We start from the raw sequence: 18,501 nt of genomic DNA, 5'->3' as shown, positions 1-18,501 counted from the left end.
TAATCCCTTCTTAGTCTACCACAATTTCCTCATCAGCAGCCCGTTTCTGCTGGAAATCAGTTTCTACGGGTGACATGTCAAAGAACACTTCCTTCATCGCCTTGGCTGGAGCAGTCAGCAAAGTGCTGTCAAACGTAAATGCGCCATGTACATGAGTCTCGCGTTCCCGCATCATGTCCATTACACTGAGGTTATCGCCATAAAGTTTTCGGTAATTCCTGCCAGCATCAACCAGAACAGCTTTCCTTGTTCTGAGCATTCCGTCCGCATAAAGCTGGAAAGCTCTCTCTTTGCTATAAGCCATCTCCAGGTTGTTCCAGTAAACCAGCTGTTCACCATCTCTGGTAGGCGTGCGGCCATAGACCGCCAGATCTGTCTTTTCATTTTCCAGATGAATCTTGTCCACAGCCAGTACATCATCAAGAGCAATATCACCTTCAGCCACATGAACGTATCCACGATTTGACCAGAGACTTTCCATATGCGTTCCCTTGCTGGAGCGCAAGCTTCCTACGTAGAAATTACCAGCGATAAGTTTCTTACCGCCTGCCCCCATAGCCGAAAGTTCAAATGCCGCGTCTCCGTCCTTAGCCTCTAAGGAGCCAATCTGAATGAAATTACCTGTCAGCGTAACATCCGGAGCCGTACCACCACTAGCCACTGCCAATATCTGATTGACTTTCGATGCTTCGGTATTGTTCTCCATTTTCAGCAATACAGCCTTCCCCTCTGCCAAGTTGAGGAAGAGGTCGCCACTTCCCAGCGCTACATGTGTGGTTTTCCCGGAAATAATATTGTTCGCATGAATATTGCCATTCTGTGCAGCCACCTTGATATCGTCTTTAGCGATAATATTTTGCAAGTTTATATCCCCTGTATTCGTTTGAATGCTGACAATCGAATCAGAAGCAATATCGCCGCCAACAGCTATATTTCCCATTCCAGTAGCTAAATCCACCAGGTTGGCATCTACCTGTCCGCCAATACTTATCTGTCCTTTTTCCGTGTGCACCGTTACATCACCTGTCAACGTTGCCGTTTTATCGAAAAATATGCTGCCTTGCTCATGAACCTGCGTATACAGATTTCGCTTAGCCTGAATGGCATCCGTCACATGTAGATCGCCATTGCGCCCCGTCAAACGGATATCCCGTCCGGATTCTAGCAATCCATTCTGCTCGATAATGAAATTCTGTGCACCCGGTGTATAATTATTGGCCCCAGCAGCCATAGAGATATCGCCTGTCTTCGTAGATGTCTTGCCATAAACCTTGACCTGACCTACATCCACGCTGATATTGATATTCTCCTGCGCAGTAACGGTTTCCACATCCGGACCATTGTTGCCAATGAGGATATCGCCCTGCCGTGATGCTATACCGATACTTCCCGTCTGTGCTGTCACCGTCTTGGCAATTTCAATATTGCCCTTATCGGTATTGATGGACACATCGCCATTCTTCACTAACACATCACCATCATCGCCCGTTTCCGTATTGCCTATAACGACATTGCCCTTATGACTGGAAATCGTGATAGCTTTTTCGGCGGTGATATCCTTGCCAATCTGGATATCGCCTGTCCCAGTCGTCAGATTGACTGTACCTTCTATGGAATTGATGGTATTACCTACATCTATCGTGCCTTTTTCCGTGGAAATATTTACATCTTTAGTTACGTTTACATCCGTTCCCAAAGCAACACTTCCCCGTTCGGTGATTGTGGCTGACAAGCCCTTCTTGGCGTTAAGTTTTCCCGTAATGTAGATATCACCGTTACGTCCATAGAGATTAATGCCACCACCAGAATTAATCATGCCATCATCCTTGATAATGAAGTTGCTATTCTGAATGCCCTGTATATACACATCCTTTCCTGCTTTCATGCTGATATCACCCGATGCCGTAATTGCATGCCCCTGGATGGTAATCGTGCCCGTATTTGTTCCAATGCTGACACTCTTATTTGCTATCAGCGATTCCTCCTCCCGCACATTTTCACGGCCTACAGTAATATTTCCCCTGCCCGTTTCCAGCTTTATACTTTCATTCGTGGATTCTATTCCCTTGACAATCGAAATATCGCCTTTACCTGTGCTCAGATGGATATCCTCTTTTGCCATTATTGTTTTTTCATTCTTTTCGTCTGTCTGACCGATTGCGATATGCCCCTGTCCAGAAACATTAGCCATAACTTTCCCAGCTTCTGCAACAAGCTTACCATCTAAGTCGATATCTCCATTGCCCTTCACAATGAAGTTCATATTTTTGCCAGCTTTCAGTCCGGTTTCTTTATCTGCCGGCCGATCCAGCATAGCCGCCATAGTACCGATATGGATACCACTACCATCTTTTACCGAAGTCGCATTCCATACTTCTGCATCAATATTATTTCCTGCGGTCATGGTACCAATATAGTAAATCGCATTCTTAGCCAACATAAAGACATCGTTTCCCGCATCCATTTTGCCAATGCCATAGATAGAACCTTCGCCTGTACTTGCAAGTACGATATCCTTGTTCGCATATACATCCCCTAGCAATGTTAGGTCGTTATCAGCAGTCAGCCGCAAGCTTCCCGGAGCAGTCTGTACATTATTCCCTCCAAGAACCTGTATTTCATTATCCGTCAAGAATCTTACATCGCCATGTTCAGCTAAATTGATGAAATCCACATCTCCTCGGACGGTATTTACACTCACTCCTGCCACATAGATTCCATTATGCGTACCATCAGTGCCATAATTTGTCACAGCCTTGACACTGCCATTGATATTTTGCGTGTTGCCATCTACACCATTTGCTACGAAGATTGCAAACCGATTCTTGATGCTTTCCAGCGATACCCCCTTACCCGTGTAAGTATCCACCACCGGCGCCTCGATTTTAACACCATTTGCCTCTTGAACAACACCTCCGGCTGTAATGGTAAGCGAATTATAGGCAGCCTTATCGCTCAACAGCATGTCTACCACAAAAGTCTTATCCGGCGCAGGCATTATCTGCCCAGTGGTAATGTCCTTATGGATATGCACATCAGCTCCTGCAGTCAACGATATATTTCCCTTATCGGGAAGTGCATCCGCATTATTTTTCGCCTGCAGTGCCGACAGAACTTCAATGCTGCCATTTGCCTTCCTATTTTCTACCTCAATATTGCCTTGAACTGCCGAGGAAACAGCTAGTTCCAAATCGTCTGTGTTCACTTTGACCAAAACATCACCAATAATTGGCTTATTAGCCTGCGAACCTTGCACTGCAATAGCCTGGAATGCATTTCCCGTCCCCTGCAGATCCACACCCTTGGCACTGGTTGCTGTTACTGCTTTAGCCTTGATACCTGCATCAGCAGCTTGCTGGATATCTGCCGCTGCCGAAGTCAGCTCCACTTTCTTGCCTGCTTTGATGGTGGTATCAGCTGCCTGAGACAATGTTCCCTGCACCCCAAGGGCAATAGTCCCCGTAGCCGTGAGGTCGCTTGCATTCGCCAGGGTACCGTTCGCACGAAGATTGCCTACAGAGATATCACCTGCCACGTTCCGCTTAATTGCCACCGACAGATTGTCAGCATTATCCTTGATACGGACATTACCAGCAATGTCTGGCTTTACAGACGCAGTCGTTTCAATACCATCCACTTCGATGCTGGCAAATGCATTGTCCTTATTCTCCAAAAGCAATGATTTACCGTTGAAGGTCTTGACCTCAGCAGCGGTAATAGCCCCTTTGCCCGTCTGCATGATTGCCCCATTGGCAGCTTTTAGTGTCAGTTTCTTTCCTTCGGCCTTCACGCTGCCGTCTAATTCGAGACTGTCTTTGGCCGCAAGAGTCACATCACCGCCAGCAGCAATGGCACCTGCCACCGCCTCCTTTTTTACTTTTCCATTGGCGTCTTTCTCCACTTCACGCCCCACAGACAGCGAACCTTCACTGACAGCGGTAAACTCGCCCTGGGTCTGAATGTTCCCTAACGTCAATGTACCGTTCTGAATGCCCAGCATAAGACTGCCCAAGCCATGTATATGCGCAGACTCTGCCGCAATATTCACAGTTGCCCGGTCATTCAAAATGCGGATAGCATTATCCTTCTCACCGACAATGCCAGTGGTCGCATTCGTATTGAATTCCAACTTCTTTCCGGCATTGATGTACGCATCAGCAATATTGCCGCCTGCACTGCCCATCAAGAAACCTTTTTCACTATGCAGCGAAAGCGTATCGCCAGCATACATAGCACCCAGTCTCAGGAACTTATCATTATTCATGTTGCGAATAAAGATATTTTTGTCAGCGCGTATCTCGGCAAGTTCTCCCTGTTCCCCGTTAAGGGAAACAGTCAGGGGCTTATCAGCCGTGCCGATACTCTCTTTTCCACCAGCCAGGGTCAAATTCTTACCGATGATATTGGCTGCATCAGTCGTTTGCGCATTATAGATCCCCTGGTCGGAATGCAAGCGTACATTGCCATTCTGTCCGGCCGCAATACTACCCACATTGATGGCCGAATGCTCGCCAGCTGCATCGGCGCGCCCCGCCACAGAGACACTGCCGCCCGCTGTGACATTCAGCATACCGCTGGCTTTCACGCCCAAGGGCATATTGCCCTTGATATCAAAGGACAGCAAATTGCCATCTGCATCACGGTTAGCCGTAACATCAGCCGCAGACACATTTAAGAGCTGCTTCATCTTGTCCGTGCCTCCAGCACCAGTCAGCTCGTCCACAGTAATTCTGGTGGCCGTGCCGTCAAAGGACCCCACGGTGCCACTAGCCGCGTTCAGCGTGATATTTCTCCCCAGGATATTGGCTGCCCGTTCCGTCTGCGCACTGCTGCCGCTGTCTTTGTTGACCAGCTTTTCGCTGACGGCATAGAGCATCATGTCCTTCGTCCACTCAAAGGTAGGATTGGCTGCCTTATTCACCAAGTCTTTATAGGTGGTATCTGCCGCCAAATATGCATTTGCGTCGGCATACTGGGAATACTTGTAAGCGGCGGTATCCTGCAGATAAGCGTCTGCTGAAGCATACTGCCCATAGGTGATATAGTTCTGATGACCGTCAGCAGCAAGTTTTGCCGCCATTTGCGTCTCAGTAAGCCCTGCATAGGCACCTTTGCCGGCTTTGTAGTTCTTGTAATCCGCAGAGTTGTAAACTTTCGCTACGGCTTCCTTTTGCCGTGCATACTCAGCCTGCCAGTCACTTTGAGTCTTGCCAGCGTAGGCCGCCGTCACGTCTGCCACGTAATCATCGCGGTTCTTTTTCAGTCCTTTTATATACGCCCCCTCGTACGTATAATTTCCACTTGCGTCCTTTTCGCCATCAATCAAGCCAGCATCTATCCAACGATGTACCATATCATCTACAGCATCCTTGGAGCCGGTTTTGTCATCTCCAGGCAGGCCATCTATAAAGCCGCCACTGGCCACAGTCAACGTCACATCGCCCTCGCGTGATTCAATCTTACCCACGCGCATGGAGCCGCCCGCTGCCACTTCAGTCAGATAGATGTTTTCCTTGGCATCAGCATTGACCTGCGCACCATAGCGATCCGTAGCATAGGCCAAATCTGACGCCGCAAGATTAATCGCCTGACTTGCCGTACCAATACCACCATTCTTGCTGGTCAGATTAATTCCCCGGCCTTCAATGGTAGTGCTGCTATCGATCTGAGTAATAGTACCCGTCGCATTTAGCGTCACATCGCCTAAAGCCGCATCATTGTGGAAACTATCTCCCTTCTGACTCTTGAGGGCAATAATCTGCACGTTCCCCGGCAGGGACTGGTTGTTCTTTATCCCACCCGTGGCTGTGATATCAATATCTCCCGCATTCGTCGAAATAGCCGTGAGCTGGATATTGTCCGTTGCCGAGTTGCCATCCTGACCCAACGAAGCGATATGGATATTCTGGATATCGTCCTTCGCCGTAAGATTTACAATTTCACTCTTTAAGGTAGTGTTGCCAAACTGCGCAATGCCGCCTGCGGCAGAGTTCACCGACAGCGTAGCTGCTGCTTGCGAGTTCGCCACATTGCCCGTCAGATTGATGCTGCCACCATTTGTATTGGTGCTCTTGATGTCGATTTTGCCCGTTTCAGCACCAATCAGGCCAATGTTAATCGGCTGAGAAGCATTGATGGTATAGTTATAGAGCTGAATCGTCGAAGTACCATTTTTCCACCGGTCTCTGCTATGCTTGAACCAGCCGAGGAAGCCAGAACTCCAGGTTTCGTGCGTCCGATCGAAAATCGTAGAACTCAGAACCTGCGTGCTCCCATCTAATTGCAGCTTGCCGTTTTCCGGGACACTGCTGCTTCCCTGATTGATAACCGCACCTTCCGGAAGGCCTAATTTCTTTCCTTCGTTTGTATCAATGGGTTTAGAGTTTTGCTCCCAAGCCTTCAGACCATCTTCATTCACGGTCTCGATTGCCCCCCACATGCCTTTGCGCACATAGTGCTCATAGGTTCTCGTGGTCTCTACGCTATTGCCGTTAACCCAGCTGTACGTCTGATTCTCTTTTACATTGTAAGTTATGGGTGTACCGACGGATAGGCCATTATTGGCCTGCACTTGGGCGCTCGCATAGAGATCATTGTCGTTCCTATGATCCAACAAATACTGGGCATAGCCCGTGATGGTGCGGGTCTGCCCCCGCTTATACTCGTTCCAGGTATCTTTCGCCGTATCGGCAATGGTGATAATGCCTTCCCGCTGATTATTGAGTACATTGCCCACATTCATATCTAAAGCTGTCTGGTTCTCCACCGTGATTTCGGCCGCACCGTCTGCCGCCAAGATCCGACCGTCACCGGTGCTGGCAATCTTGCCCGTCAGATAGACCTTGCCACCCTGGGTGTCGATATCCTCCACCACCAGCTTGTTCGTGGCAGGATCCCAATAGACCTGTGCTTCATAGTAAAAGACCTTTTCCGTATCGTTCCACTTAGCACCGCCATCATTGACCTTGAACATGGTGCGGTTCTGGACAATAGCCGCCCGGTCACGTGATTTTTCCTTGGCCGCATCCAAATCCGTCTGACGCACCGTTGCCTGATACGTCTTATAGCCACTCTGGATAAGGCCATTCACATTGATATTCGCCGCAGACACATAGATATCCCGTCCGGCAATATAGCCCGTAGCCTCAGGAGAACTGCTGGAACGCTGATAATCGATAGTTGCATTCTTTGTATCCGTATCCGTTGTACTTAAGCCAAGATTATTTTTCATCGTATTGGCATAATCCACCAGGTACTTTTCCGGATCGCCGTTGATATTGACAATGCCTTCCTTATAGTCCTGCGCGATGGTGCCATTGCCCGCAATAAGCTTGACCGTATTCCCGAATACACCCGTGGGACGCGCCTGTGTGCCGCCGCTAATACGGATATCCCCGCTGGCGTTGCTGATGGTCACATTCCCATAGAAATTACTGATTTTACCGTTTATTTCCATATCGGTGAGGGCAGTATAGGTGATGCTGCTGTTATTATTGATTTGCTCTATCAAATCTGCCTTGGCCTCTGCCGACAAGTCCTTGTCATTATTAACCTCTTGTATCATCTGCTGCTTCTTTTCGTCGGTCAGGTTGATTGTGCTGTCCTTGCCGCCGCTGAACGTTTTGGTATTTTGCACCAAAAGCCCGGCTGCCGTACCATCGGTTCTGCCGTAGATTTCGCTGAAATTGGCAACACTGCCGCCACTTTCGTTGCGATTCATTTCATTGATTTTCTTATTCCCTTCGACGGTTCCCGGAGGTATGACGGTATTCTGCAGATACGCACCGTAGCCGCTATAATTAATGCTGCCTCCCTGCTCTCCCATAAGGATATTGTTGAGCTTCAGATAAGCATCCGATGCATTTGTGATAGTAATGGAGGGCGCAGAATTAGCATGAAGTTTTCCTGTGCCGATAAAATCTTCGGCCTTCACGTTAATATTACCGCCACTGGTGGCGATATCCGGAATCTCCACATAGTAAACCGAACGGCCCGAATTCACATAGGACGTCACATTGCCCTGTGCATCCTTCTCCACCAGCCCCAGGCGTTTCATTTCGTCCTGGATACGGTTACGCTCATTGATGTATGCTGCCATCTGCTCAGCATTTAAGTTGTTTCCATCATAGGCAGAAATCAGCTTATTCAGCTCCGCTAAACGCGCGCCCAAAGTATTGGCATAGTCAAAGGTTCCCTGCGTTATCCCATTCTTAACCCGGTCATTGGCCTTGTTGTCATCTGCCATAATGGTCAGACCTTCAGCCACACTGCCACCGATCGTTACATTGATGGGATTGGCAGTCCCTGCAATGAGAGCACCGGTGACATTTACCGTGCTCTTTCGCATCTCGGCACTGCTTTCACTGCCCGTCGTTGCATTGGAGGACAGGAACTTCTTGTTGATGCCGGTGCCGCCGCTTACCCAAGCCCATTTGCTCTCATCCGTAACAATATCTTCCCTGCCACCACTGGCAGTAGCGTTGATATCCCGGGTAGAGCGCACAGTACCGCTAACATTCACCATCCCCTTGTCCGCTTTGATGGTATAATCCACCGTGGGGGACGTGATGGGAATAGCGGAATAGTTGTAGGCACCAGCCTTGAGGTCTACTTTAAGATTGGACAGCACACCGTCTCTGTTCGCCCCCGCATAAAGACCAACATTGTTGCCACTTTCAATGATACCGGCAACCTTAACCTCACTCGTACGGTTCATGGTGGTCAGATTCTTGGCAACCAGCGGACTGACCACACCGGCCAGCACGGTGGCATCGACATGGGAATTCAGGTTTTGATTGTCATAGGCCGCAAGCAGGATGTCCTCTGTCGAAGCGGCCTTCTCATTACTGAGCGCCACGCCGCTCTGTACGTCCACCGTATTGCTGATGGTCAGTTTGTTTTCAGTGACAGCATCCGTAGCGACTACACCACCGCCGCCCTTGGCCTGTGCATGGTTCACCAGATCGTTCTGAGAGGAGGCAACGAATTCCTGCAGATTATCCGTGGTAATCTTTGCCCCCTTACCGATGGTGACCGTGCCTTTTTCCGTAATATCCAACAGGCTTCTGAGACGGTTGCCGGAAATAACACCGCCGAAATGGTCTTTGAGCGTATAGGCTTGTACGTCTTTTACTCCATTGCCGTTGGTATCATCATAAGCCCCGGTAGTAATAACATTGGTCGTACTGACATACATACGGTTGGCAGTGATTTCCGTGTTATTTTCCACGATAGCATTCGTGGCAGTATCAAGGACATTATCCACGCTAGTGCCGCCCACGCCGATAACGCCTCCATGACCTTCGGAGGCCGTGAGGCTGGTTTCGTCATTTTGGGTAGCAAGAATATAGGCATTCTCTGCGATATCCCACTTGCCACCGATAATGCTCTTGACTTTATTGGTTGATTTATTGCTCACATGGGCACCCACATAGCCCAGGGCACCGCCGCCACCCGCATCGGCAAAGGCCTTGCCCGTATTTTCACCGCGCGTCTTTACCTGCAGGCTGTTCAGCTTCGTAACGGTATTCTTCCCCGCAAGGGTGCTGGTCAGCGTCTCCGTACCGCTGATATCAGCACTGGTATTGCCCACGGCTACCGCACCGGCCGTAACATCATAGATATAGGCCTTGCGATCCACATAGGCGGCATTTGAAAGCAACAAATCGGTGTTTTCAGCAAAGGTGCTATTCGCCACCTTGACCGTGCCATTGACCGTAGTATTCAATACCACCGCATCCGGCGCTACTGCTACCGCAGAAATATTATGCCCCTTGACATTCCCCTCCAGGGTACGGCCATTGGCATTGCCTAACAGAGAAGTAAACTCTACATTTTTCGCGTTAAAGCGGCCACCAGCTACGTCTGCCACAGCGCCCATGTCCATAACGCCTTTGCCACGCATGCGGCTTACCCCCAGAACGGATACGGCCACATTACCGGCACTGAGTTTGGCCGTAGTATCGTTGGTCGCACCAAGATGGAAGGAACTCCCACTAAACGTGCCATCTGTACCCTTGATTTTGGCCGCAGCTGTCCCCTTGTCCTCAATCGTGGCATGGTTCACCGCCACATTGACACCGCCTACGCCCACGCCCTGGGTATGGGCTTCCAGGGCATTGGCTTTCTTTGCATCAATAACGATATTGTTCGCCGCAGAAATATTATTTGTGCCGCCCAATGTAACGCCCACATTATCCCCATTTTCTACACTGGCAAAAGTGGTGGTGACATTAAGCGCAGAGACACCTACATTGGTGATTTGCGTCTTGCTCTTGCTTTCGTCCAATGCGTTGACATTGACATTTTCCTTGCCTGTGATGGTGCTGCCCGCGATATTGATATCCGTTGCCCCTTTGTTGACGATACCAGCATAGCCTACGCCTACGCCCAGGCCGGCACCTACGGAGACTGCCGTCACAGTGATGTCAGCCCCCTTATCCGTCTGTCCCTGTTTGGCTTCGATTGCAACATTCTTCCCCATAATCGAGGCATCGTTAATCGTCACATCCGTATCGTAGTTCGTATGGATGATAGCATCCGTCACGCCCACAGCACTGCCACCGACCGTGACCGTCGTGTTTTGCGCAGAAATATCATTTTTCTCCTGCGCCAACACCTTGACATCACCATCAGCAGTAAGCGTCGTTTCCTGAACAGTCGTATGCACGCCCTGTTTCTTGTTATCCGGCGTTGCAAGGCTGACCGTCACATTTTTAGCGTCTGCCAGGGCTTCCCTGCCTTCTGCCGACAGGCCAAAGAACCGCCCGTTGTCAACACCCACTGCCCCTTTGGCGTCATTCACCTTTTTCAGATGCATGTTGATTTCATCTTTGGTAATTTTATCCGTATTCGTGGAATTGCCATTTTCATCGCTGGTATTGCTGAGCTGCGCATCGGTAATGCCCTTATTCACAGAGGTGACCGCCACGTTGACGCCTACCCCCAGACCACCAGCAGCTACGCCTGTTACACTGCTGGCAAATTTGCGCACTTCTTCCGCACTCACTTGCACATCCTTAGAGGCCTCAACCGTGCCACCCGTGACATTGGCACTAACACTGCTGTTGATATTGTTCAGCGCCACAGATACACCGACGCCAGCCAGACCGGCTGCGCCCACACCACCCGTAGCATCCGCAGTGAGTTTATCCTCTGCCTTTACCGAAACTTCCGTCGCTTGCAGATGGCTGTTGCCGGATACCGTAGCCGCAGTTTCGCTCGTGGTGTTGTTGATGCCTACATTCCCCGCCAAAGCCGCACCGATACCAATGGCGGCACTGGCCGTAACCAGCGTATTATTCCAATTATTCTCATTCTTAGCCTGTACGGATATCGTCTTCTTATCACTGTCACCCGTGGCTTTCTGCGTTTCCTTCAAATCGCTGTCTGCCACATCTGCTTTAACCTTGGAACTATCATCCATGACGGACACACCGGCTCCAGCCGCCACGGCAGCGTACCCGCCAGAAGCACTTACCGAAATATTCTTGCTGCGGCTGTTGGCCAGATGCTGGGCCAAGATGTCGGCCTTTCCCGCAAAGGTCACATTCGTATTTTTGAGCAATGCTGTCGTTTCACTGGTGTTATTACGACGGACAATGCTGTCACCAGAAGCTACGCCCGCTGTCGCCGCTGCCCCCACAGCTGCCGCAAAGGACAAATTCGAAGAACCATGCTTGGTCACGGCATTTACCGTCAGGTCTTTGGCCTTGACCGTCTTCCGGTCAGCAGCACTAGCCGAAGATAGTGCTGCTGTCGTCTTGCGGTCAAAGGTTTCCCAGGTAGCGGATACACCAACGGAGACACCTGCAGTTGCCGCTGCTCCCACAGACGGAGTCCCCGTGAAGGTGCCAAAGTTTGTATAATCCAAAGCATTCACATTCACATCAGAAAGATCATTGCTATCTTCCACGTTGGCGTTGATTGCGGTATTCTCTATTTTGGCCGCAGTATCCCCTTTGACCGTATTGAGATTCACGGTACCCGCAAGCCCCACACCCACGCTGGAGGAAGCTGCTACACCACCAGAAGCCATTTGCGAGATAAGGGTATGCGTAGCCGAGCTATCCACCACAATACCTGTTTTGTCTTTCTCTTCGCGGCTAGCACTCAATTTGTCACTATCCGTGGTAAGAGCCAACGTATCCGTGGTAAATAACTTACCATCCTGCGGACGGGTAACCTTAATAGAACCGGTATTGGCCGCTGTAATTGAGCCACCCTGTACCAGCGCATTCGTATTGCCTGTAATTTTGTTGATAGATACCGCCGCACCAATAGCCGCCTTGCTGTTGATGCCGATTGAAAAGCCTCCAGCAAAGTTATAAATACGGTCATCACTGCGCGCTACTACGCCCACACTGCTATTAGCCGCGAGTTTCTGATTTTTGACCAGTGCATTGACATTATTGCCCTGATAGTTGTAACTGCCAGAACCAGCAACAGCGACCTGTCCAGCAACGGATACAGCACCACCTACTCCTACCGAATGGATATCGCTGTCGCCAGTTGCCCGCACCTGCGTAAGTCCGGCGTTCACCGTAGTTATCTTGCCCGTATCCGTAGCCATTTCTGCCGTAATATCCTGATTCAGGCGATTGATGGCAATCCCTGCTGCACCTGTTACCGTACCTGTTACATTGATATCGCCCACGGCACCTACCGTATTGATTTTCCCCTTGGAATCCGCTTCAACGCGAATCTCAGGATGCGCGTCAGAATTCTGCGGGTTGATATTCGTATTATTGATGGCCGCATGGGTATCCTTGTAGAGATCCGAAACAGCGGCTGCGCCCTGAAGGTTGAGTAAGTTCTTGCCCCAGGCCACGCCAATGCCCGCCCCCACAGTGGTAATACGGGATTTATCCAGATTAGCTCCATCCGTCTTGCTATCTGCGGCAGAAACTTGAATATTCCCATCCACACTGGTTGTAATATCCGCATGGTTGATTTCTGCCCGCAGTTTTTCCTTGTTGTCCGAGTTGCCAATTGCCGTATAAGCTACAGAGCCGCCAATGCCAACTTTCGTGCCACCTGCCGATACACCGCCGGCTACAGTGGTCTTTTTCGTTACATCCGTTGCCTTGACGGAAAGATTTTTCACATTATCCAGCTTGGTATTGGTAAACGTATTACCTTCCTTCTTACCGTCAATGACACTTTCCGTGCTGTTCGTGCCCTTATTGATGGCCACCGTCCCAGAAGCCCCTACAAGGCCCGAACTCGTTGCACTCACCTGTACCCCGGCTGCAACGGCCAGTGCTTTGCCCGTGTTGCTTGCCTCAAGGATAATCGCATTATCCACCTCTTTATCCAGCGTGATAGCATTGCCCTGTAAATAGGTACCCGTGGTATTGTTCAGCGAATTGTATGCAAGGCTCAGCCCTAAAGCAGATCCTTGACCACCTGCTACTTCGCCCGCAACATTGATGATAGATGCAGAATTAGCCGCTTTTTCCGTAATCGTTTTTCCTGTGATGGTATTGTTGGCAAACGTAACCTTGGTATCGTTTTTCAGGTCGTTCCAGCTGCCGGACCCCGCTCCATTGAACGATTTGCCGCCAATGGCAACACCTGCACCTACGGAAACGATCACGGAATCACTGGCTGCTTCGCCACTCAGATTACCGGCGTGAATGACCGAATCCTTGATATCAGCCGCGATATCGTTCTTCACATAGTTGTAGGAAATACCTGCACCCACACCGGCTTTGCCATTCCAGCCACCAGCAACTGCAGCACTGATAATGAGATTCTTGTTCTGCCCCAATTCTGCCTTGGCATCGTTTTCATCCTGAGCCGCCTCATTCGCTGCGTTGCCAGCATCAGTACCTGTTGCCTTGGCGTCCAAATTAGAAGTCACTGCATTTTCATCCAGGTATTGTTTTCCCGTGGTATCAATGCCTTTTTCAGTCAGTAAGTCCTTATTCTTTTTCGCCTGACTATCTTCTGCATCCGGCAGAGGAATCTCGCCTGCCTTGACATTCACAGTCTCCGCTTTAAGCCCCTCGCCTGCAGCACCCGAAATATACGCACGCGTGGTATTCTTCACGTTGCCATAAGCAAAGGCGCCCTCAAAGCCATACCCGCTTTTGCCGCCGGCAAAAGTTGCCGCTAATGCCCCATTAATCTGCGTGGTTCCTTTCTGCGCCGTCACGTCTACCGACTGGAATTTATTCGCATAGGTACCGCCGATGATGCCACTGGACATATTGTTTTCCAGATTGCTGATGGCCACAGCACCGCCCACGCCCACATTCGTACCTTGACCGCTGGCAGAATTGGCCGCAAGCCCCCCCGCGATCTGGAAGTCCGTGCTGCCGGCATTATTGAGAATCGTACTGTTTTCTGCAGCTGTAATCGTATTATCGATCATAAGCGCATGGATGTCCTGCTTGGCTTTATTGTAGTACACGACACCTGCACCGGAAACGTTGGTGCCATTGCCTTTGGAGGCAGTAACTCCCATGCCCGCAGCAAGTTCAATCCCCACTTTGGAAGCCGAATTGGCGACAGACTTCACCTGTTGCAATTCGGAATTACGCAAAATGGAGTCCACATCCCGATTGGCGCTGTTCATAGCAAACGTGCCGCCAATACCAACCTTGGTAGCAGAATTCCCCGATTTCACGGAATTTTTGATATCCGTACCGCCCGTCGTCATCGTATTGAGGATATCCATCGCAGAAAGTTTAACGGTATCTACAGCAGCAATTGCCTGCTCTGCCGTCTCATTCTTCACTGTCACATGATTCAAAATGGCGTCCGTTCGCCCGCCCAAAAAAGTCAGCGCTGCGCTCCCCTCGATACCGATAGATGCACCGGCACTTGCCGATGAACCAGCAGCAGGTGCCGAACCTTCATCCTTAGGCGTTTCATCCGGATTTGCTGCCTTACTGGCTTCTCCGGCTGCTTGCGATGCATTATTTTTCGGCGTTTCCGCCCCTGCTGCTGGCGGTGCAGGACTTTCATTCTGTGCTTCTACTTTATCCTGCTCCAGTTGCTCCGTATTCTTCTTGGCGTCGTCCGCGCCTTCCTTCCCCTTCTTGGACCACTGTGTCCACTTCTCAGAGTCTTTACGGCTGTTTGCATTCTCTGATTTATCTTCAGCAGTCTTGGAAACGACCTTGGCCTTTGCATCATTCTGCAACGAGCCAGTGGTAATTGCAGACGCCGTAAGGCTATCCGTAACGATATTGCCTTTTTCTGCATTTGCAGCCGTTTTCTGCCCCAGTTTTGCCGTAAACGTTTCGCCAGCGATATTTTGTGCCAAAGCAGCATCCTGATAGATTTTCTGTGCAGCCTTTTCTGCATCCGTCGTGCTGCCAGAAGGCGCAAGAATCCCCTTGCCATTATCACTGACCAGCACGATATTGTTTACATCATAATTGATGATGCCTACGCCAATGCCAAATGCCTTGGAGCTTTCCTTACCTTCCGATTCACTGCGCGCAGAATTGTCCACAGATGTGGCATTGGTCGCCGTCATGTTGACCCCTTCCGGCGCTTTAACCTTGACCTCATCATCGAGCGATAGGATGCTATTGCTATCGCCATAGCTCAAAGCAACCATGCCCGCGATGCCTAAAGAATCTCCTTTGCCGGCATTTTTGACTTCATTCTTCGCATCGAAGGAATTGTCTGCTGTCATACTTACAGACTTCGTTCCTGTAATTTCTACGCCTTTTCCGGCCATGAGCAGGCTATTGCCACGGATATTCTGCAGGCCTACAGTCGCGCCGATTCCAACTTTGCTGTTTTCTTCTTTTGCACCATAGCTGCCCTTGACGTTGGTCACTGCATCTGCAGACAGACTTACCTCCGTCCCTTCGATCTTGCTTTTTTGCCCCAAAAGTACAACAGCATCGTTCTTTTGGGTATTAATGCCCACAGAACCTTCGAGTATTGCCGTAGCCGATCTATCTTTGTCCGCTGCCCCCTCCGTATTAACCGTGTAGGAAAGGACGCTCGTTTCCACCTTGTCTTCTGTCTTCTTATATTTTCCCATGCCTGCCTGGGCATCCAGCTTTACTGTGCCGCTGCCCTTGATTTGGGCAGACTTATCCCCTTCGTTGTCAAGCAAAATTTTTGCATTATTCTTTACATTGCTGACCAATACAGCAGCACCAATCTCTACTTTAGCTGAGTTAGCCTGGGCATTCTTTACCGTAAACTGCAGGCTATCCTCCTTGCCGGTGGATGCAGTCAGTAAAGTTTTAGCCGCAACATTGACAGAACCGTCCGCCGTTGCTGCCCCATCCTGCTTAGCAGCGGTAATGACAGCATTCTTCCCCAAGGTTACATTGACATCGTTTTGATTGGCCACAACGCCTACGCTGGCCCCCAAGCCAAAGGCCGAAGTTTTCGCTGCATTATTGCCGCCTTCATTCGTTCCTTCCAACTTGTCTTTGACATCCTTGACACCGCCTTTGCCGTCCGTCCCGGCAGCGTCTTTCGTCTTTTCATCTTTCGCTGGATCTACCGAAGCATCCTTGATTACCTTTGCCGGATCGCCAGATTTTTTCTCACTTTTTTTCTCGTCCTCAGACTTCTCCGAATCCGGTTTGTTTTTCTCTGCCGTTGCCGCAGCCTCATCATCCTGCTTATCCTTATCACTCGCCACAGCAGTATCTTTCCCCTTATTGCCTTCCGAAGGTGCCTTCACGGTATTGTCTACAGTCATCTTCAGTCCGGTAACGCCGTTTTCCGCTTTGATATTCACGGCGCCTGCCGTAAGGGAGCGGTCCATCGTCACATCGGCGCTGGTATCGTAATTGGCCACGCCCACACTGGAAACCACATAGCTCGTATTTCCCTCGGCACCCACATTGATGTTGACATCACTATTGGTAATAGCCTCGATAGACGCCTTCCCCTTTTTTGCCGAAAGCGCCTCTGCATTTGCTGGAGCATTCACCGCTACTTTGGACTTGGTATCCCCCGTCAAGACTGCCACACCTACCGCCACAGCATTAGCATCGCTGCCCTTGCCAGTAGCAGAAATAGCCGCTTTCGTATCAGCATTGGCCGCAATCTTTATGGCATTGCCATCCGTATCCGCATTTTTCGCCGTCAGATTGCCATCAATAACGACATCAGCCGTATTGTAAACACGGGAAACAGCAACGGCAGCTACCGCTTTGGCGCCATTTGGCACCGTATTGCCTTCGCTGTCTTTTTTATTCTCTCCCGCAGGCACCGTAATAGTCTGCTTTATCTCCACCTTGGAAGTGGCAGCAATATCGATATTTTTGCCTGTAATGGCACTGTTTTCCCCAATGTTGACAGATGCCTTATTCTTCTTGCTGGAATAGTTGACAAAGAGATACTTGTTCGCGCCAGCTTCTTTGCCAGCCAGCTTGTCTGTCAGCCCATTCAGCATTTTGCTGTCATCCCCAAGAACAATGCCTTTCAGAGTATCCGTCAGGGTCATCGGGGTGCTGTCTTCATAAGTGCTGCTGCTTTCTGCAGTAAGCCTTACCGCCCCGTCACTGCTGGCAACAGCCACCCCTTTAGCTATCTCGTCTTTGCCAATATTTATAGCAGCAGTAATATCCGTGGAGCGGTCACTCCAACGGATAGGATTCGCTTCGTTCGTATCCTTAACCACAGACTCCTGTTTTGCTTTCAGGATAATGTCGCCACCTGAACCTGCAACCGCCGTCAAGCTACCCAGCCCAGCACTTGCTCCACCATTGATATTTACCAAATTGGTAAAATTCAGATTTTTTGTGCTATCTATTTTCGCCCCATCCTTGAGGTTAATGATTCCCGCACCAAGTATGACACCACTATGCGTGTTGATCTGCCCGCTGATATCGATGGTCCCCCCCTTAGCAAAGGAACCATCCCTAAGTTTTTCAATAGCCGTCTTTGTGATATCCACAGCCGGATTTGCCGAATTGTACAGCTTGTCAAAATCCGTTTGTGCCGGCACAACACCCGTAAATTGTCCCGCATTGATGACACCAGTAGCGCCCACAGCGATTCCGTTAGGACTCAGGAACAAAAGATGACCGTCAATATTATTGTTACGCACAGCATTGACAATACCATTGATGGTTATTCTATCACGCACAAGATTAGCCAGCATAGACGCACTGCCAAACTTGAGATTGGCAATATAGCCCTGCTCCAAATTGAATGTTTTAAAGCGGTTATAAGCAAAATCGCCACTCTCATGCTGCGGATTGATATTATATACCTTACCCGAAGCACTCAGCGTCTTATCCTCACTATCCACAATAGCAGCTTCGCTAAGGCCATAAGGATAGGCAAAAATACCCGCAGCCATAGACAGCGAGGCCAACAGCCGCTGCTGCTCCCGCTGGCGGGCTTTGGCCGTGGCTTTTCTGCGCTCCCGTCTTGGCATCCACTTCGTTGCAGTCTCATCATAAAGCTGCCAATCGCTACCCGTCTTTTTTACTTTATATCCGTATGTCATAATAAGCACCCACTTTCTCGGTGTCGATATTGTTTGCTATCCTTGCATTATCAGGG

1 protein-coding gene is annotated in these 18,501 nt (G+C 49.9%); it reads right to left on the bottom strand.

Annotation, left to right across the window (positions count from 1 at the left end; genetic code table 11):
* Window positions 1-10 precede the first annotated feature (10 nt).
* Window positions 11-18,445, bottom strand: a complete 18,435-nt coding sequence (locus BM181_RS10045; protein WP_075444574.1) for a hypothetical protein — start codon at window positions 18,443-18,445, stop codon at window positions 11-13.
* Window positions 18,446-18,501 lie beyond the last annotated feature (56 nt).

This window comes from Pseudoselenomonas ruminantium (assembly GCF_900113715.1).
Classification (GTDB): domain Bacteria; phylum Bacillota; class Negativicutes; order Selenomonadales; family Selenomonadaceae; genus Selenomonas_A; species Selenomonas_A caprae.
This window is presented reverse-complemented; position numbering and strand designations above follow the sequence as displayed.

Coding starts and splice junctions, on each gene's coding strand:
- BM181_RS10045 (WP_075444574.1), bottom strand. CDS start 18,445: ATGACATACGGATATAAAGTAAAAAAGACGGGTAGCGATTGGCAGCTT.